Source organism: Pseudomonas sp. W15Feb34 (assembly GCF_023127765.1).
GTDB classification, from domain to species: domain Bacteria; phylum Pseudomonadota; class Gammaproteobacteria; order Pseudomonadales; family Pseudomonadaceae; genus Aquipseudomonas; species Aquipseudomonas synxantha_A.
In genome coordinates this window covers 56,611-75,155 of record NZ_SPKN01000033.1, presented here as the reverse complement: position 1 = coordinate 75,155, position 18,545 = coordinate 56,611, and the positions used below count along the sequence as shown (strand labels likewise).

The 18,545-nt window shown below is 58.9% G+C and carries 14 protein-coding genes; 8 read left to right on the top strand and 6 right to left on the bottom strand.

The genetic code is table 11. The annotated features are described in order from the left end of the window. Positions 1-95 precede the first annotated feature (95 nt). The 6 genes from E4O97_RS16460 to E4O97_RS16435 all read left to right on the top strand — a co-directional run bounded on the left by E4O97_RS16460 (position 96) and on the right by E4O97_RS16435 (position 9,069). The gene (locus tag E4O97_RS16460) at positions 96-1,496 is read left to right on the top strand and encodes a transglycosylase SLT domain-containing protein (RefSeq protein WP_216091547.1); all 1,401 of its coding nucleotides are present in this window, start codon (positions 96-98) and stop codon (positions 1,494-1,496) included. 210 nt (positions 1,497-1,706) lie between these two features. After that, positions 1,707-3,536 (top strand): extracellular solute-binding protein, encoded by a 1,830-nt coding sequence (locus tag E4O97_RS16455; protein WP_248161758.1) that lies wholly within the window; start codon positions 1,707-1,709, stop codon positions 3,534-3,536. Then, a complete protein-coding gene (locus E4O97_RS16450) occupies positions 3,533-5,371 on the top strand; it encodes an extracellular solute-binding protein (RefSeq protein WP_248161756.1) in 1,839 nt (612 codons plus the stop codon). The genes E4O97_RS16455 and E4O97_RS16450 overlap by 4 nt, the downstream gene beginning before the upstream one ends. Next, positions 5,372-6,445, top strand: a complete 1,074-nt coding sequence (locus tag E4O97_RS16445; protein WP_005788756.1) for a microcin C ABC transporter permease YejB — start codon at positions 5,372-5,374, stop codon at positions 6,443-6,445. 1 nt (position 6,446) lies between these two features. Further along, on the top strand, positions 6,447-7,466 hold the full coding sequence (locus E4O97_RS16440) for an ABC transporter permease (RefSeq protein WP_005788757.1): 1,020 nt from the start codon (positions 6,447-6,449) through the stop codon (positions 7,464-7,466). Position 7,467: 1 nt separating this feature from the next. Beyond that, complete coding sequence (locus E4O97_RS16435) at positions 7,468-9,069, top strand: ABC transporter ATP-binding protein (RefSeq protein ID WP_078821523.1); 1,602 nt, start codon at positions 7,468-7,470, stop codon at positions 9,067-9,069. A gap of 514 nt (positions 9,070-9,583) precedes the next feature. Here the strand turns inward: E4O97_RS16435 and E4O97_RS16430 are convergent. The 4 genes from E4O97_RS16430 to E4O97_RS16415 all read right to left on the bottom strand — a co-directional run bounded on the left by E4O97_RS16430 (position 9,584) and on the right by E4O97_RS16415 (position 13,891). Beyond that, positions 9,584-10,063: a hypothetical protein gene (locus E4O97_RS16430; protein WP_248161755.1), complete on the bottom strand. Its 480-nt coding sequence runs from the start codon at positions 10,061-10,063 to the stop codon at positions 9,584-9,586. Positions 10,064-10,106: 43 nt separating this feature from the next. Continuing rightward, the gene (locus E4O97_RS16425; RefSeq protein ID WP_248161754.1) at positions 10,107-10,886 is read right to left on the bottom strand and encodes a hypothetical protein; all 780 of its coding nucleotides are present in this window, start codon (positions 10,884-10,886) and stop codon (positions 10,107-10,109) included. 28 nt (positions 10,887-10,914) lie between these two features. Continuing rightward, positions 10,915-11,673 carry a hypothetical protein gene (locus E4O97_RS16420; protein ID WP_248161753.1) on the bottom strand — a complete coding sequence of 253 codons (759 nt, stop codon included), beginning with the start codon at positions 11,671-11,673 and terminating at the stop codon, positions 10,915-10,917. Positions 11,674-11,776: 103 nt separating this feature from the next. Continuing rightward, on the bottom strand, positions 11,777-13,891 hold the full coding sequence (locus E4O97_RS16415) for a lipase family protein (RefSeq protein ID WP_248161752.1): 2,115 nt from the start codon (positions 13,889-13,891) through the stop codon (positions 11,777-11,779). A gap of 529 nt (positions 13,892-14,420) precedes the next feature. Here E4O97_RS16415 and E4O97_RS16410 point away from each other — a divergent pair. Then, the gene (locus tag E4O97_RS16410) at positions 14,421-15,314 is read left to right on the top strand and encodes an AraC family transcriptional regulator (RefSeq protein ID WP_078821524.1); all 894 of its coding nucleotides are present in this window, start codon (positions 14,421-14,423) and stop codon (positions 15,312-15,314) included. Here E4O97_RS16410 and E4O97_RS16405 read toward each other — a convergent pair. Continuing rightward, positions 15,256-15,843, bottom strand: a complete 588-nt coding sequence (locus tag E4O97_RS16405; RefSeq protein WP_148853701.1) for a LysE family translocator — start codon at positions 15,841-15,843, stop codon at positions 15,256-15,258. The genes E4O97_RS16410 and E4O97_RS16405 overlap by 59 nt on opposite strands. A 140-nt stretch (positions 15,844-15,983) precedes the next feature. Between E4O97_RS16405 and E4O97_RS16400 the strand changes: the two genes are divergently transcribed. Then, the gene (locus tag E4O97_RS16400) at positions 15,984-16,121 is read left to right on the top strand and encodes a hypothetical protein (protein WP_187432789.1); all 138 of its coding nucleotides are present in this window, start codon (positions 15,984-15,986) and stop codon (positions 16,119-16,121) included. 86 nt (positions 16,122-16,207) lie between these two features. Here E4O97_RS16400 and E4O97_RS16395 read toward each other — a convergent pair whose 3' ends face one another. Beyond that, entirely contained in the window at positions 16,208-18,277 is a 2,070-nt protein-coding gene (locus tag E4O97_RS16395) for an EAL domain-containing protein (protein WP_078821526.1), read from the bottom strand. Positions 18,278-18,545: the final 268 nt, after the last annotated feature.

The window sequence follows — 18,545 nt, the reverse complement described above, 5'->3', positions numbered from 1 at the left end:
GATGCAATCTGATACGTAATTTCTGAATGGTTGACCGGAACCAAAGCGCTTTCTAGAATCGCCCGACATTTTTGCCCGGAACTTACTTCCAGCCAATGTCGTCATCTATTCGTAAATCCATTTCTTCAGACGCATTGACCCGCCTGGCTCAAGCCGTGGCGGTGGCCGTTTCCGCAACTCTGGCGGGCTGCCAATCGACCAATTACGCTGCACAATCCACCGTGCAACCCAAACCCAATCTTGCTGCCAAGATCAAGCAAAAACCTATTTGGCTATCAGAGAAGCCCAGCCCCGAAGTACCCCAGGATGTCTGGGAACGCATGCGTCGGGGCTTTCAATTGCAGGACGGTGTCGGCGTCAACCCACGCATCGAGCAACAGCGTCTGTGGTTCGCCAGCAACCCGTCCTTTCTGGAGAACGCCGGTGAACGCGGCAGCCTCTACATTCATTACATCGTCGAACGCCTTGAAGAACGCAACATGCCTCTGGAGCTGGCACTGCTGCCAGTGATTGAAAGTGCCTACAACCCGATGGCTTATTCGCGCAGCGATGCGGTCGGCTTGTGGCAGTTCATTCCCTCCACCGGGCGCTACTTCAACCTGCGCCAGACCCGTGCCTACGACGGCCGCCGCGACATTACCGCCTCCACCACCGCCGCCCTGGACTATCTGACACGTCTGCATGACATGTTCAACGGCGACTGGCTGCTGGCATTGGCGGCTTATAACGCCGGCGAAGGTACGGTCAGCCGGGCGATCGAGCGCAACGAAAAGCTCGGCCTGCCTACCGATTACTGGAACCTGCCCCTGCCCCAGGAAACCAAGGACTATGTGCCCAAGTTCCTGGCCCTGTCCCAGGTGGTTCTGGCGCCGGAGGCCTACGGTGTCAACCTGAACCCGATTGCCAACACGCCGTACTTCGAAGTGGTTGAAGTCAAGCAAAGCATGGACCTGTCACGGGTTGCCGCGTTGGCCGAGATCGACGAAGACGAACTGTTCCAGCTCAACCCGGCCCTGAAACAACGCACCACCCTGGACGGCCCCCAGCATTTGCTGGTGCCGACCTCCAAGGCGCAGCTGCTCACCAGCACCCTTTCGACGATGAAGCCGGAAGAATTGCTGAGCATGCGCCCCAAGAAGCCGGTGTTCGACGAAGTCGAGACCAAGTCGGTGGCCGGGCGTACCCGCAGCTACAAGGTGCGCAGTGGCGATAACCTTACCTTGATCGCCAAGGCCAACAAGGTCGACGTGCATGACCTGCAACGCTGGAACAAGCTCAACGGCCAGGCACTCAAGGTCGGCCAGACCCTGGTGATGCAGGACACCCGCAAGGCCGCAGCGAAAAAACCGGTGCAGTACAAGGTCAAGAAAGGCGACTCGTTGTACATGGTCGCCAAGCGTTTCAACGTTGAGATGCAACATCTCAAGCGTTGGAACCCGCGCACCGGCCAGGCGTTAAAGCCAGGGCAGATGCTGGTGGTTTCCGGGCCAAGATAAAGCCCTCAAGAACACCGGAGGCTAATGTGGGAGGGGGCTTGCTCCCGATAGCAGTGGGTCAGTCAGCCTATGTATTGGCTGACATGCCGCTATCGGGAGCAAGCCCCCTCCCACATTGGATCGCCATCGCCCTAACTGGCTTTTTCCAACCGGAACAAGCTGTTACTGTACCGATCATAAAGCCCAAGCCGCCTGGATCGGATCTCTGACTTGAAGCGTCCTCTCCTTCTACTAACAAGTCTGGCCTTGAGCTTTGCTGCGAACGCGACGATTACCGAGAGCCACGGTTACGCGCAGTTCGGCTCACTCAAGTACCCGGCCAAATTCACCCATTACGATTGGGTAAACCCTGCAGCGCCCAAAGGCGGCACGCTGCGGGTTATGGCCTTTGGCACGTTCGACACGCTCAACCCCTATACCTTCAAGGGCACCAGCCCGGTTTCCACCGGCAATTTCCTGCAATACGGCGTCAATGAGCTGAACGAACCCTTGATGGTCGGCACCGGCCAGTACGCGCCGTCGGGCGACGAGCCCACTTCCAGCTATGGCCTGATTGCCCAGTCGGTGGAATACAGCGAGGACCGCAGTTGGGTGGTGTTCAACCTGCGCCCCGAAGCGCGCTTTCACGACGGTAAGCCGATCACCGCCGCAGACGTGGCGTTTTCCTATCGCACGCTGTTGACCGAAGGCCATCCGCAATACCGTACGAGCCTGCAGGAAGTGGCCCGGGTCGATATTCTCAACCGCCACCGCATCCGTTTTGTATTCAAGCGTGCGGGCAACCCGTTGCTGATCCTGCGCCTGGGCGAATTGCCGGTGCTGCCCCAACACTATTGGAAGGACCGTGACTTCAAGGCCACCACCTTCGAGCCGCCGCTGGGCAGCGGGCCATACCGCATCACCAAGGTCGCCCCTGGGCGGCAGTTGGTGTTTGAACGGGTCAAGAATTACTGGGGCAAGGACCTGCCGGTCAACCGAGGCTTCTACAACTACGACAAGGTCGAGGTGGAGTTCTATCGCGACAGCGACGTGGCTTTTGAAGCCTTCAAGGCTGGTGAATTCGACATTTATATCGAGCATCAGGCCAAGAACTGGGCCACGGGCTACAACTTCCCCGCGGTCAATCGTGGCGATGTGATCAAGGCGCAGATTGCCCACCAGATCCCCACCCAGAGCCAGGGCCTGTTCATGAATACCCGGCGGCCCGCCTTCAGCCAGGCCAAGGTCCGCGAAGCCCTGGGGTTGATGTTCGACTTCGAGTGGACCAACCGCACCCTGTTCAGCAGCGCCTACAAGCGTTCGGTGAGCTATTACCCCAACAGCGAATTCTCGGCCACCGGCCTGCCCGTGGGCCATGAGTGGCTGATGCTCTCGCCCTATCGCGACCAACTGCCGGCCGCACTGTTTACCCAGCCGTTCAGCCTGCCGCAGACCGACGGTCGCGGTATCCCCCGCGACACGCTGCGTCGCGCCCTGGCACTGCTTGGCGAAGCCGGCTGGAAACTGTCGGGCCAACGCCTGCTCAACAAGGATGGGCAACCGCTGCGCCTGGAGATCCTGTTGGTCAACCCGAACCTTGAGCGCATCCTGCAACCTTATGTCGAAAATCTGACCCGCATCGGCATCGACGCCCGCTTGCGCACCGTCGACCGGGCACAGTACAAACAGCGCCTCGATCAATTCGATTTCGACATGATTCTGATGACTCTCAACCAGACCCTAAGCCCGGGTCTGGAGCAGTGGCAGTACTTTCACTCCAGCCAGGCCACGATCAAAGGCAGCAAGAACTACGCCGGCATCGCCAAGCCGGTGGTCGACCATCTGTTGGATCAACTGCTGGCGGCGCAGACCCGAGAAGAACAACTGGCGGCCGGCCGCGCCCTGGACCGCGTGCTGCTGTGGCAGCACTACAGCATTCCCAACTGGTACCTCAACTATCATCGCCTGGCGTACCGCAACCGGTTCGCCTTCGTTACCACACCGCCCTATAGCCTGGGCCTGAGTGCGTGGTGGCTGAAAGCTTCGGAGAAAGCCCAATGATGCCTTTGCGTACTACCCTGCTCGCCAGCCTGTTGCTGTGCACCGCGGCCCAAGCCGCCCCGCAACACGCGCTGACCCTCTACAACGAGCCCCCCAAGTACCCCGCCGACTTCAAGCATTTCGACTACGTCAACCCCGACGCCCCCAAAGGCGGCACCTTCCGCGAATCGGCCATGGGCGGCTTCGACAGCCTCAACCCCTACATCAGCAAGGGCGTGCCGGCGGATAACCTTCCGTTGATCTACGACACCCTGGCCATGCAAAGCCTGGACGAGCCCATTACCGAATACGGGCTGGTGGCGGGCAAGATCGAAAAAGCCCCGGACAACAGTTGGGTGCGTTTCTACCTGCGCCCCGAAGCGCGCTTCCACGATGGCCATCCGATGCGCGCCGAGGACGTGGTGTTTACCTTCCAGACCCTGATCAAGGACGGTAACCCGCTTTACCGCAACTACTACGCCGATGTCGACGAGGTGGTGGCCGAAGACCCGTTGCGTGTGCTGTTCAAGTTCAAGCGCACCAACAACCGCGAATTGCCGCTGATACTCGGGCAGTTGCCAGTGCTGCCCAAGCACTGGTGGGCGACTCGCGACTTCTCCAAGGGCAACCTGGAAGCGCCCCTGGGCAGCGGGCCGTACCAGGTGGCGGAGGTCAAGCCCGGACGCATGATTCGCTACGAGCGGGTCAAGGACTACTGGGCCAAGGACCTGCCGGTCAACAAGGGTTTCTACAATTTCGACACTCGCATCACGGATTACTACCGTGACAGCACCGTGTCCCTGGAAGCCTTGAAGGCCGGGCAATTCGATTACTGGCTGGAGTTCAGCGCAAAGAACTGGGCCAACGCCTACAACATTCCAGCGGTGACCCAGGGCCGACTGATCAAGGAAGAGATCCCCAACGGCAACCCCACCGGTATGCAGGGCTTTGTGTTCAATATGCGCAAGCCGATGTTCCAGGATGTGCGGGTGCGCAAGGCGATCAGCCTGCTACTGGATTTCGAATGGAGCAACAAGCAGCTGTTCAACGGCGCGTACACCCGAACCCGCAGCTATTTCGAAAACTCGGAAATGGCCGCCACCGGTTTACCTGGCCCGGATGAACTGGCGATCCTTGAGCCTTTGCGCGACAAGATCCCGCCCGAAGTCTTCACTCAGGCCTTCGAACCTTCCAAAACCGATGGCAGCGGCATGATCCGCACCCAGCAGCGCGAGGCTTACCAGCTGTTGCAAGCTGCCGGCTGGAAGATTGTCGATGACAAGATGGTCGACAGCACCGGCAAACCGGTGACTATTGAATTCCTGCTGGCCCAGACCGAATTCGAACGCATCCTGCTGCCGTTCAAGCGCAACCTGTCCGACCTGGGCATCGACCTGGTGATTCGCCGAGTGGATGTCTCGCAGTTCGTCAACCGCCTGCGCTCACGGGATTTCGACATGCTGGTGGGCAGCTTCCCACAGTCCACCTCGCCCGGTAACGAGCAGCGCGAATTCTGGAAGTCGTCCAGCGCCGACAAACCCGGCAGCCGTAACTACATGGGCCTCAAGGATCCGGCCGTTGACCAACTGGTCGAAGAGCTGATCGATGCCGGCTCGCGCCAAAGCCTGATTGCCCACGCCAGGGCGCTCGACCGCGTACTCCAGTTTGGTTACTACGTGGTGCCCAACTGGCACATCAAGACCTTCCGCGTGGCGTACTGGGACCACTTGGGTCATCCCAAAGTCTCGCCACGCTACGACGTGGGCACGGCCACCTGGTGGGCCAAACCCGATGTCAAACCGGCGGTCTCCCTGGACACCACACAAAACGCCGATGCGGCGAGCGGAGGCGATTGAATGCTGGCCTATATTGTTCGCCGCCTGTTGCTGATCATTCCCACGCTGTTCGGGATTTTGCTGATCAATTTCGTCATCATCCAGGCCGCCCCCGGCGGGCCGGTGGAGCAGATGATCGCCAAGCTGGAAGGCTTCGACGGCGCCACCAGCCGTATTGCCGGGGGCGGGGCCGAAGTTGCGGTGGCCGGCTCCAGCTACCGTGGCGCCCAGGGCCTGGACCCGGCGCTGATCAAGGAAATCGAAAAGATGTACGGCTTCGACAAGTCGGCGCCGGAACGCTTGTGGATCATGGTCAAGAACTACGCCCGGCTGGATTTTGGCGACAGTTTTTTTCGTGACGCCAAGGTCATCGACCTGATCAAGGAAAAGATGCCGGTGTCCATCTCTCTCGGGTTATGGAGCACCCTGATCATGTACCTGGTGTCGATTCCGCTGGGGATCGCCAAGGCCACGCGACACGGCAGCCACTTCGATGTGTGGACCAGCTCGGCCATCATCGTGGGTTATGCGATTCCGGCGTTCCTGTTTGCGATCTTGCTGATCGTGGTGTTTGCCGGCGGCAGTTATTTCGACTGGTTCCCCTTGCGCGGGCTGACCTCCAACAACTTCGACGAGTTGAGCGTTGGCGGCAAGATCCTCGATTACTTCTGGCACTTGGCGCTGCCTGTCACCGCACTGGTGATCGGCAACTTCGCGACCATGACCCTGCTGACCAAGAACAGCTTTCTCGACGAGATCAACAAGCAATACGTGGTCACTGCCAAGGCCAAAGGGCTGACCAACCACCGCGTGCTCTACGGCCACGTCTTCCGCAATGCGATGCTGCTGGTGATCGCCGGCTTCCCCTCGGCGTTCATCGGCATCTTCTTTACCGGCTCGCTGCTGGTGGAGGTGATCTTCTCCCTCGACGGCCTGGGCCTGATGAGCTTTGAAGCGGCAATCAACCGCGACTATCCGGTGGTATTCGGCACGCTGTTTATCTTCACCCTGCTGGGGCTGGTCGTGAAACTGATCGGTGACCTCACCTATACCCTGGTCGATCCGCGTATCGACTTCGCCAGCCGGGAGCATTGAGATGAACCTGTCCCCCCTCAATCGCCGCCGGTTCGAGCGGTTCAAGGCCAACAAACGTGGCTGGTGGTCGCTGTGGCTGTTCCTGATCCTGTTCGGGCTGAGCCTGGGCGCCGAGCTGATCGCCAACGACAAACCCCTGGCCGTGCATTACGACGGCGACTGGTATTTCCCGGCGCTCAAGCGCTACCCCGAGACCACCTTCGGCGGCGAATTCCCCCTGGAAGCCAACTACAAGAGCCCGTATATCCAGGAGCTGCTCAAGGCCAAGGATGCCTGGACCTTGTGGGCGCCGATCCCGTTCAGCTACCAGAGCATCAACTACGACCTGAAGGTCCCCGCCCCCGCGCCCCCTTCAAGCGTCAACCTGCTGGGTACCGATGACCAGGGGCGTGACGTGCTGGCGCGGGTGATCTACGGCTTTCGCGTATCGGTGCTGTTTGCTCTGACCCTGACCGTGCTCAGCTCGATCATCGGCGTGATTGCCGGCGCGTTGCAGGGGTTCTATGGCGGCTGGGTCGACCTGGCCGGGCAGCGCTTTCTGGAGATCTGGTCGGGGCTGCCGGTGCTCTACCTGCTGATCATCCTCGCCAGTTTCGTGCAACCCAACTTCTGGTGGCTGCTGGGGATCATGCTGCTGTTTTCCTGGATGAGCCTGGTGGATGTGGTGCGCGCCGAGTTCCTGCGCGGGCGCAACCTTGAGTACGTGCGCGCAGCACGGGCGCTGGGCATGCAGAACGGCGCGATCATGTTCCGCCATATCCTGCCCAATGCGATGGTCTCGACCATGACCTTTCTGCCATTCATCCTTACCGGCGCCATCGGCACCCTCACCGCCCTGGATTTCCTTGGCTTCGGCCTGCCGGCGGGTTCGCCGTCGCTGGGTGAACTGGTGGCCCAGGGTAAATCCAACCTGCAAGCGCCGTGGCTGGGCATGAGTGCCTTTGCCGTACTGGCGATCATGTTGAGCCTGCTGGTGTTTATCGGCGAGTCCGCTCGCGATGCGTTCGACCCGAGGAAATGAGATGAATCCGGACAATCTGATCGAAATCCGTGACCTCAGTGTCGAGTTTGTCACCGGTGAACATCACCACCGCGTGGTCAACCAGGTGAGCTTTGACATCAAGCGGGGTGAGACCCTGGCGCTGGTCGGCGAAAGCGGCTCCGGAAAGTCGGTAACGGCCCACTCGATCCTGCGGCTGCTGCCCTACCCGTTGGCGCGGCACCCGTCCGGCACTATCGAATACGCCGGGCAAGACCTGCTGACCCTTAAAGAAAAGACCCTGCGGCATATTCGCGGCAACCGCATTGCAATGATCTTCCAGGAGCCGATGACCTCGTTGAACCCGCTGCACTCCATCGAGAAGCAGATCAACGAAGTCCTCGGCCTGCACAAGGGCCTGACGGGCAAGGTCGCCACCCGGCGCACCCTGGAATTGCTGGAGCTGGTGGGCATCCCCGAACCGCACAAACGCCTCAAGGCGCTGCCCCACGAATTGTCCGGCGGCCAGCGCCAGCGGGTGATGATCGCCATGGCGTTGGCCAATGAGCCGGAGCTGCTGATCGCCGATGAGCCGACCACGGCCCTGGATGTCACCGTGCAGTTGAAGATCCTGGAGTTGCTCAAGGAGTTGCAGGCGCGGCTGGGCATGGCGCTGTTGCTGATCAGCCACGACCTCAACCTGGTGCGACGCATCGCCCATCGCGTGTGCGTGATGCAGCAAGGTTGCATCGTGGAGCAGGCCGAGTGCGAGACATTGTTCCGGTCGCCCCAGCACCCCTATACCCAGGAATTATTGGCAGCAGAGCCCAGCGGCGGGCCGGCCGGCAATGAGGTCGGCCCACCGTTGCTGGAAGTAGACGACCTGAAAGTCTGGTTCCCGATCAAGAAAGGCTTTTTGCGCAACACCGTGGATTACGTCAAGGCGGTGGACGGCATCAATTTCAGCCTGCCCCAGGGGCAAACCCTGGGCATCGTCGGTGAAAGTGGCTCGGGCAAGTCCACCCTGGGCCTGGCGATTTTGCGCCTGATCGGCAGCAAGGGCGGGATACGCTTCGAAGGCCAGCAACTGGACACGCTTACCCAGCAACAGGTGCGCCCGTTGCGCCGGGAAATGCAGGTGGTGTTCCAGGACCCATTCGGCAGCCTGAGCCCGCGAATGTGCGTCAGCGAAATCGTCGGCGAGGGCTTGCGCATCCACAAGATGGGCACGCCTGACGAGCAGGAAGCAGCGATTATCGCAGCGCTCAGGGAAGTGGGCCTGGACCCCGAATCCCGTCATCGCTACCCCCACGAATTCTCCGGTGGCCAACGCCAACGTATCGCCATCGCCCGCGCCCTGGTGCTCAAGCCGCGCCTGATTTTGCTGGACGAGCCCACCTCCGCCCTGGACCGCACGGTACAACGCCAGGTGGTTGAGTTGCTGCGCGGCTTGCAGGCAAAGTACAACCTGACGTACCTGTTTATCAGCCATGACCTGGCGGTGGTGAAGGCGCTCAGCCACCAACTGATGGTGGTCAAGCAAGGCCAGGTGGTGGAGCAAGGCGATGCCAAGGCGATTTTTGCCGACCCACAACATGCCTACACCCGCCAATTGCTCAAGGCCGCCTTTTTGGTACCTGCCTGACGGACGGGCTCAGGGCGTGATGGCGGCCTGACAGCCGACCGGAATGTTGTGAGCCTCTCAAGTTACAGCGCCGCGTATGTCGACCATTGACCACTGCCCGTAAAAAACAGGTGGGGTAAAGTACGGCTGGCTCATGCTATCTGCAAATGAAAATCGGGAGGCGCTGCACTTCCACCAATGCCTACACGGAGGTGGGATTCATTCATGGAGCCCTCATTGTGACTTACCCAGACGAATGGCTTGCAGTCTTTTGAAGCTTGGGTCAAAGCCATCGGCCGTCACGCTGCCATCGGGGTAGGTATAGCGGGTATAATTTCCATCCATTTTCACCTTCGGCCCCACCGAATACAGCACGTAGTCGGCATGTAACTGGGGTTCGAATGCTACCTTTCGTGCATTTGGGGCGCGGTAATACGAATAGGTTTCGCCCCCACCGAGCAGCCGAGCGAGTTTTTCATGCCCACCAAGGAAATGCTCACTAACTCTGGGCTAGTAGTCCTTCTTGATTAACACATCACCGCTGACTTCGTGCGTCGCGGCAAAAGCAGAGCGTTGTTGTGGCAGGCGCTGATCGAACATCACGATAATCCCTCCCCCCCCCTGGGCTGGCTTTAACGTCCGGCCCGAAGTGCGTTGTGTTGGCGTAAGTGACACCAAAGGTCACATTACTCAGTTGCCACTGGCATCGGCTGCCGCCATTGATGGCTAGCTTTACCTCGTATACGTCGCTCTGCCCCTGCTGCTGCGGCTGGACCGTAGTAGACAGGTAGCCGTCCTCCTCATAACTGGACCAGTCCGGCCCTGAGCGTTTGATCGGGCATTTCTCAGAGCGGTACATCACCCGCATCGGGTCCGCTGCGAGGTTTGGAGGGACCTTCACTGTAATGCTGACCTGTTCGCCGCCCGGAGGTGGGGACAAGGTCGTGTTCTGTGCGCATCCACTGACGCTGACCAGCAGCACGCCTCCCAGTGCATGGCGGATGAGCGTGTTCATTCTTCATCCCTGGTGGCAGGCAATGAGCCTAGAACTTCGAGGTTCATTGCGATTGTCCAAGACGAATGGCTTGCACCTTTTCAAAGTCCGGTTTATTGCCATCCGCAGTAACACTGCCATCGGGGTAGGTAATCTGGGTGTAATCACCCACTTTATGCACCTTAGGCTCCACCGAATACAGAACATAGTCGGCATGTAACTGGGGTTCGAATGCTACCTTTCGTGCGTTTGGGGCGCGGTAATATGAATAGGTTTCGCCCTCACCGAGCAGCCGAGCGAGTTTTTCATGCCTACCAAGAAAATACTCACTAACTCTGGGGTAGTAGTCCTTACGAATCAACACGTCGCCGCTGACTTCGTGCGTCGCTGCAAAAGCAGAGCGTCGCTGTGGCAGACGCTGATCGAACATCACAATAATCCCTCCCCCCCCTGGGCTGGCTTTAACGTCCGGCCCGAAGTGCGTTGTGTTGGCATAGGTGACACCAAAGGTCACATTACTCAACTGCCACTGACATCGGCTGCCGCCATTGATCGCTAGCTTTGCCTCGTACACGTCGCTCTGCCCCTGCTGCTGCGGCTGGACCGTGGTAGACAGATAGCCATCCTCCTCATAACTGGACCAGTCCGGCCCTGAGCGTTTGATCGGGCATCTCTCAGAGCGATACATCACCCGCATCGGGTCTGCTGCGAGATTCGGGGGGACCTTCACTGTAATACTGACCTGTTCGCCGCCCGGAGGTGGGGACAAGGTCTGGTTTTGGGCGCAGCCACTGACGCTGACCAGCAGCACGCCTCCCAGTGCATGGCGGATGAGCGTGTTCATTCTTCATCCCTGGTGGCAGGCAATGAGCCTAGAACTTCGAGGTACATTGCGATTGTCCTAGACGAATGGCTTGCAGTCTCTTGAAACTTGGGTCAAAGCCATCGGCCGTCACGCTGCCATCGGGGTAAGTTTCGCGTCTGTAGCCCTCGTTCTGCACTTTTGGCTCTACCGAATACAGAACATAGTCGGCATACAACTGGGGTTCGAACACCACCTTTCTGGTATTTTGGGCGCGATAATATGAGTAGATTTCCCCCCCACTAAGTAACCTGGCAACCTTTTCATGCCGGCCCAGAAATCGTTCGATTACCCAAGGGTAGTAGTCCTTCTTGATTAACACATCACCGCTGACCTCGTGCGTCACCGCAAAAGCAGAGCGTTGTTGTGGCAGGCGCTGATCGAACATCACAATAAGCCCTCCCCCCGGGCCCCCTCTAACATTCTCCCCGAAGTGCGTTGTGTTGGCATAGGTGACACCAAAGGTCACATTACTCAACTGCCACTGGCATCTGCTACCGCCATTGATGGGCAGCTTTGCCTCGTACACGTCGCTCTGCCCCTGCTGCTGCGGCTGGACCGTGGTAGACAGGTAGCCATCCTCCTCATAACTGGACCAGTCCGGCCCTGAGCGCTTGATCGGGCATTTCTCAGAGCGGTACATCACCCGCATCGGGTCTGCTGCGAGATTCGGGGGGACCTTCACTGTAATACTGACCTGTTCGCCGCCCGGAGGTGGGGACAAGGCCGTGTTCTGTGCGCATCCACTGATGCTGACCAGCAGCAACAAGGCAGCGCTCGTGCGACCTAGGAGAGCATTCATACTTGTATCCCTTCCTGATGAATCTGAATGTTCATGACTTAAGCGGTTCCCTTGCGATAGAAGCGTTTGGCTAGCTGTGTCGTACCGAAGGACTGCTTCGGGCTTGGGTAATCTCGATCATCTCGCCGAACTCACGCTCTTGGCAGAAGCGTTGTAGGGCTTCAGGCCCACCTTCCAGTGCTCTAGTTGCGCGCAGCGCCATCGACAGTAATGTTTGCAGCGCCAGGAACTGCTCGTTACGGTGTATCTCCGTCTCAGGCACTCCCAGCGTCTGCATCTGCTTCTCAAACGTCGCTCGTTGCACTTTGCGCCGCAGTGGCAGCTTGGAGTCGCTCAACTCCAGCAACTGATTGTGCAGGAAGGGCAGGTAGGCCTTGATCATCGAATGATCCGCAGGGTTGGTGCGGCGGGTACTGCGCTCGGGGTTGGTGTGTGATGGAAACAGATCCGCCATGTTTTCCCGGTTCAATGAACGGATCAGGGCTTTCTGATCTTCGTGGGCGAAGCGACTGAATTCATCGCTTAGGCTCGGTACGAGGTAGATGCGTGTGCGATGCGGGAGTCGCTTAAGAACGGTGGTGTGGTCCACGGCAAGCCCGTCTTTACTGCGAAAGGCCGAGGAATTGGAGCTCATCGTTTCCACATGCTGGTCGGCTCGGTAAAACATGGCGATTTTCCCGTGATGCCAGTAGGGGTCTCCAAAGCTAACAATTTTTCCGGCCAGCAACTGTCCCACGGACCAGATGTACCCCAGGTCCTGGCCCAACGGACCCAAGGCTTCGTATAGCCAGTTACCCAGCTCCGCTTCGGGCGGCACGCTGGTAACGGTGTCCGCATCGTTCACATGGCGAAAGTGCATCACTGATTTCAGGCGTTCCTGTGCCTTGGCGGTGAAGGTGCGAGGCATGCCGTAGGTATAAAGCAGGGGATTACGATTTTTCAGTTCTGCGGAGTAGATTAGCGCTAGGGCGCCGCCCAGACTATGGCCGCAAATAAATAACTTTCTGTTGGCTAACGCGTCCTGAATGTCTTCAAATCGCTGAGGAAACAGTTTCTTAGCCACCTCAAACGCCTGTAAAAAACCGTAATGAACGCTGCCGACATCCGTCAAAGGCGTACACGCCGACTTCAAGTCGCAACCACTGCCATCGGCTGGCATGGGCCGGTACAGCACATCAGTTAGCCAGTCCATGGGCTCCTGGGTCCCGCGCCAGGCCACGACTACTTGAGTCTTGTTGAAGAAATAGAAGAGTTGTGTGTTTTCGATGATGTGTCGCGGAATCTCCGGCCCACCCGGCGGGCGCTCGGCCTTCAGTGAGTCCAGCATGACAGCCGTGGTGTAGCGCTCGTCAAAAGGGACATCAATCACTAGCGCTGGCAGACGGCTCCCATTGGAGTCGATCATCGTGGGTGTACGCGACAGGTCCAGACACTGGCGGAAAAAGAACTCCTCTACCGAGCCAGATACCGTACTGGTGTCAGTGTTTGGTTTTTTCTTCAACATGTTCTGGGCGACAACGCTGTAGGAAAGATTGGCCATCAGCCCAAGGTTATAGGCGTTGGCCATGCTGTATTCAGGCTGATGGTGCAGAATCAATGACCAGGCTCGGAAGGGGCAAATTTCCAGGACGTGACGGCGGTCCAGTGCATCGTCGGTCACCGTGAAACCGCCGAACTTGGGGTCGGGGAAATGAAATGCCGGTAGTTTTTCTTCCTCCGACCACGGCTTCAGGTCCGGGAAGCGATCACATAGCTGGCCGATGCGCAGGTAGTGATAAGAGTGCCCATTGGCCAGTGCCTTCGGCTCGATGGGGGAGAAGAAGGATGGAGAGGGATCATAGCGATAAGGAACTTCCAGAGGCGTTGAAACCCGAGATTCGGCACGTATCGCACGTGGGCGTCGGGTCTGCATCACCTCTGCCAGCGGGTTGGCCGTTAGAAGCAAGGTCACCGCCAGCGGGTGCAACCCTTCCAGGCGAATCACTCCTTGGGCATCGCTCTGGCCGCTGAATTCTGGAATGAGCTTGCAACGAGTCGCCTCATTGATCGCCCGAAAAGGTTGATGAGGCAAAGGGTCCCCTAGCTCATCGAGCAACTGAAACTCCAGCCAGTGCTTGATCTGCTTGCCTCCCTGAACGACCTTGTAGGTGCAAATGGTATCGGTACGATGGTCCCAATCAGACATAACGGGGCTTCCATGAGTCATTTAAGAGTGTGTTCGGCTGGAGTGCTTCAACGGTCACTAAGGGTTTCGCTGGTGTCACGTCGGACTAGACCGGCCTTTGGGCGTCAATCACCTGATAGGCAGGAAACTTGATTATCAGCCAACACCCTGAATCGGTGCTTGCTGAAAGTGAGTAGGAAATTTCCCAAAATACTCTTCGCCAATGAAACTAGTTTGTCAGCAGTGCCCGCGCAGGAGCGGGTCGTTGCGTGATAGCTGTAAGGGATTTCGTTGGCTTTTTGGTTTGATAGCCCACCGGGGCTACCCAGTGCCCTGTAAAGCCTCACCGTGGGCGGCGGAGTGCACTGGCAGAGCGAGTTTTTCGGCAACGTGTTCCAGCCAGACCGAACGACACGGTCAACTTCGGCGCCGCTTTTTACGGCGAACCCCGCAGCCTGCAACTGGCGACCAAACGGAACTTCTCGGCTGACGGCCCTGACGGTGTGTGTAATGATCAACCCTCGATCTCTCAAGGGATGGAGCCACCGCCATGTCGCTGAACACCACTGCCCGCCCCGCTCAGGCGCCTTGTTTCTGGCGCGACGAACGCTTGCCGTTTATCGAGGCGCGCACCATTGCCGACGGGCGCAAAGTCACCTATACCCGGCACGCCCATGAGCACTTTTCCATCGGTGCGATCACCACCGGGCGCAGCTATTACCACTACGACACACAGACGTTCGAGATCAGCGCAGGCACCGTGGTGCTGATGAACCCCGGCGACGTGCACGCCTGTAACCCTATCCAGAATGAGCACTGGTCCTACCATATGCTCTACCTGGACACACCCTGGCTGACCGACCTGCAGCACCAGTTGGGTTTCAGCACCGACCAGGGTTACCGCCCGTTCAGCACCCCCTATACCCTAGACGTCTCGCTGTATAACGGCTTATTGGCGTTGTACCGACTGTTGGTGGATGAGCAGGCCGAACTGCTGCACAAACAGAGCGCGCTGGTGGGTTACTTCAGCGAAGTCCAGCAGCGTTTGAACCCCTCGCTTACGCCGATACGGGAGGTCAATCACAAGCTGGAGCGTGCAGCGGACTTCATCCGTGAACACTGCACCGAGGCGTTGAAGCTGGAGGACATTTGCCTGGCGGCCGAGCTGTCGCCGTCGTACCTGATTCGCGCCTTCAAGCAGTATTACGGGCTGACACCCCATGCCTTCCTGGTCAATCGCCGTATCCAGTTCGCCCGCGCTCGATTGCGCGACGGCGAACTGATTGCCGATGTCGCCCTGGCCGCAGGCTTTGCCGACCAGGCGCACTTCCAACGCACGTTCAAACAGCACTTTGCCGCCACGCCCGGGCAGTACCGCGAGAACCTCAAGCCATCAGCAAATAACCCACACTGGCCACCAGCAACGCGGCCATTGAGCGGTTGAACAGGCGCACGCCCTGCGGGTTGTTCAAGTAGCGACGCAAGAACGTCCCGGCATACGCCCAGCACGCTACCGACAGGTAGCAAATCACCAGGTAAAGCGCCGCAAACAGCCATACCTGCCTGGCGTCGCCATCGGCCACGAACAGCCCCATCCCGGCCACGCAGGCCAGCCAGGCTTTGGGGTTGAGCCATTGCATGATCGCGCCGTACAGCATTGATGGCGCGGTAGCGGCGCCTTCAGCGTCAAGGCGACCGTCATCCATCGCCAGTTTCCAAGCCATATACAACAGGAAAGCCACCCCGCCCCACTGGATCACCTGAGTCAGTATCGGCCAGCGCACCAGCACTTCATGCAGCCCCAGGCCGATCAGCACCAGCAGTAAAGTGAAGCCGACTGCCGCGCCGAACACATGTTTCTGGCTGGCGGCAAAGCCAAAGCGTGCACCGCTGCTCAGGGCAACCACGTTGACCGGGCCAGGGGTAATGGAGGTGGCCAGGGCGAAAGCGGCCATGGAAATGATCAAGCTCATTGCAGTCCCTTCTTGTTATGTCAAACACAGGTGACTTCACGGTAAAGGCTCAGACACTGCGGATATTGAACAAAATGCCCCTTGGTGAACATTTGTGGTGATTCTGTAAAGGCGTGATTCCAGGCCTAGACTCACTCTTCATGTCAACACTCAAGCACCTGCTGGTACTGCTCCCGCTGATCATCATGTCCAGTCTGCCCACGCCCAGCCCGACCTGTGCATTGCCCCAACGTGACGAAAAAACGGTCATCGACGAAAACGACGTTGGCGCCTCGTGAGACCATGACGGACCAGACCTGCCGCTAGCCAATCGCCGAGTGGTGGGGCAAGAGCGTCTGGCTATCCGGTCGTCCCCACCGCCGGATCAAACCACCGCCGCCCGCTCGCGCACAAAGCGCGGCAACTGATCACCCGGCAATGCCTTGCTGAAATACCACCCCTGGATAAACAACTCAGGTCCCGTACTCAAGAACGCCAGTTGCTCGGCAGTCTCCACCCCCTCCACTACCACGCCCAGGTTCAACGCCTCACAAAACCGCAACATGCCGGTCAGCACCTGGGCGCCCTTGGGGTCGCGCTGGGCCACCACAAAACTGCGGTCGATCTTGATAAAGTCCACAGGGAACTGGTGCAGGTAACTCAACGCGGAAAACCCGGTGCCAAAATCATCGAGATACACTTTTGCTCCGGTGGCCTGCAGTTTATGGATGGTTTGGCGGGCGGCGGGAATATCGCTGACCAGCGCATCTTCGGTGATTTCCACCGACACCCGGCCATCGGCCTGGGCAAGAATTTCCACCAGGCGATCACCATAGGCGGCGTCCTTCAAGGTGGCACTGGAAATGTTTATGGTCATGGGCAGTTCAAAGCCGATCTTGCGCCACTTCTGATACTGGCGCACGGCCTGGGACGCCACCCACACGTCCACGTCCGGCATCAGCCTGGCTTGCGCCAGCCATTGCAGGAACTCCCAGGGTGAATGCACCGTGCCGTGGCTGTCCCGGGCGCGCATCAATGCCTCGCACCCGGTGCACAAGCCGGTACGGGTAGACACCTGGGGTTGGAATTCAAGGTAGAACTCGTAATCGCTGATCTGCTGGATCCGGCTCAATTCAACGGCCTGCCGCGCCAGGGTCCGGTGGGAGGCCATTACCGGATCGAACTCCAGCAGGCGGCCTTTTTCTTCGAGTCCGCGAAAGGTCATGTCCAGAGACTTGAGGTAAACCGTGCCACCGTCGATGGACTGACGATGAATGGCCCGCACGTAGGGCGCATACACCAGCGTGCCCATGCCCAACAGCAACACTTGCAGGGCCACAGCCGCCACGTCGCCATGGGTGCTGAGGTAGGCATTGAGCAGCACCGGCGCGGTAAACGGCACGCTGGCCACCGCCGGCGAGACCCAGCCCAATTGCACCACCGTCAAAGCCACCATCGCGTTGAACGCCGGCACCAGTAGAAACGGTATGAACAAACGCGGGTTGAGAATGATCGGCAAGCCAAACAACAGCACCTCGCTGACGTTGAATAACGACAACGGCAAGCTGGCGATCGCCAGCAACCGCATGGAGTGGCTGCGGGAAAACACCAGGATCGCCAGCAGCAGGCACAAGGTCGCGCCCGATCCGCCGATAAACGCAAAACTGCCGAGCAGGCCGTTATTGAGCAGGTATTGGACCGGCTGTCCCGCCGCCAGCGCCGCACCGTTGAGCACCACGGCCTGGTCCAGTACATCGAACAACGGCTGCATGGCATAGACGCCGTGAATGCCGAAGAACCACAGCAGCGAATTCATCAGCGTTACAAACAACCCAGTGCTGTAAGGCGATTGCAACGCATCGAGCACCTGAGGCCCCTGCAATTGCGCCACGTAGGGAATCAGCAACAGCAACGTCAGTATCATCACCAGTGACAACGCCGTGATCGCGCCAGGGATCACCATGTTGATGGTGCCCTTGAGGTTATGCCCAACCAGGTCTTCGTTGACCAGGCGTGTCCAGCGAAAACGGTGCAGCCAGGCAATGGCCGGCACATTGATCAAGGGCGAAGCGATGGCAATAAACAGCAGGAAGGTGGCCGACGCCCGGGGATACTCGCGCAATACGAACGTGGCAACCACCACGTGGGCCAGGCACAGGAAGGCGACCGGCAGCTGTGGCAGGCGATGCTGGATCGCCAACATGTAACCGATGGAGGCCGCAACCAGCAAGGGAATCACCGAGCTGATCTGGTTGTGCAACCCCGCCAGGAAACTCACTACCTGAGGGGCGAACCCCAACGCCTGGGCGCACTCGGACAGGATCAGGAATCCGGCGGATACCAACAAACACGGCAGTATCCACAACAACCCCTCGCGAATCGCACGCAACGACTCGGTGCTGGCCAAGACCGCCAGGCGCTGGGTAAGGAAAAGTTTGAACAGCGTTTGCGCCATGAGCCGTCCTCTGCCCGTCACCTATTGCCGCTGGAAGCCAGGGCTGGAAACACACGCTAACGCTACACGCCCTGAGTGCAGGAGCAAAAGACTTTTGCCAAGCCGCACCGCGCTTCTTGGGATAAAACGCACGATAGCTGCACTTATTTCCCACCGAATTATCGAACTTTCTGACTTGAAGCAACCCCTAAGGCTATCTGAGTCGGTATCATCCGCGTCTGTCTGCGTGTTAAAGGATGTTACAACTTGCAAACCAGCAGGTACGCAG

Bases quoted from the DNA above. Each gene is read 5' to 3' on its own strand.
- E4O97_RS16440 (WP_005788757.1), top strand. From the start codon at position 6,447: ATGAACCTGTCCCCCCTCAATCGCCGCCGGTTCGAGCGGTTCAAGGCC.
- E4O97_RS16460 (WP_216091547.1), top strand. From the start codon at position 96: ATGTCGTCATCTATTCGTAAATCCATTTCTTCAGACGCATTGACCCGC.
- E4O97_RS16450 (WP_248161756.1), top strand. From the start codon at position 3,533: ATGATGCCTTTGCGTACTACCCTGCTCGCCAGCCTGTTGCTGTGCACC.
- E4O97_RS16395 (WP_078821526.1), bottom strand. From the start codon at position 18,277: ATGGCGCAAACGCTGTTCAAACTTTTCCTTACCCAGCGCCTGGCGGTC.
- E4O97_RS16410 (WP_078821524.1), top strand. From the start codon at position 14,421: ATGTCGCTGAACACCACTGCCCGCCCCGCTCAGGCGCCTTGTTTCTGG.
- E4O97_RS16430 (WP_248161755.1), bottom strand. From the start codon at position 10,063: ATGAACACGCTCATCCGCCATGCACTGGGAGGCGTGCTGCTGGTCAGC.
- E4O97_RS16425 (WP_248161754.1), bottom strand. From the start codon at position 10,886: ATGAACACGCTCATCCGCCATGCACTGGGAGGCGTGCTGCTGGTCAGC.
- E4O97_RS16445 (WP_005788756.1), top strand. From the start codon at position 5,372: ATGCTGGCCTATATTGTTCGCCGCCTGTTGCTGATCATTCCCACGCTG.
- E4O97_RS16400 (WP_187432789.1), top strand. From the start codon at position 15,984: ATGTCAACACTCAAGCACCTGCTGGTACTGCTCCCGCTGATCATCATG.
- E4O97_RS16415 (WP_248161752.1), bottom strand. From the start codon at position 13,891: ATGTCTGATTGGGACCATCGTACCGATACCATTTGCACCTACAAGGTC.
- E4O97_RS16435 (WP_078821523.1), top strand. From the start codon at position 7,468: ATGAATCCGGACAATCTGATCGAAATCCGTGACCTCAGTGTCGAGTTT.
- E4O97_RS16405 (WP_148853701.1), bottom strand. From the start codon at position 15,843: ATGAGCTTGATCATTTCCATGGCCGCTTTCGCCCTGGCCACCTCCATT.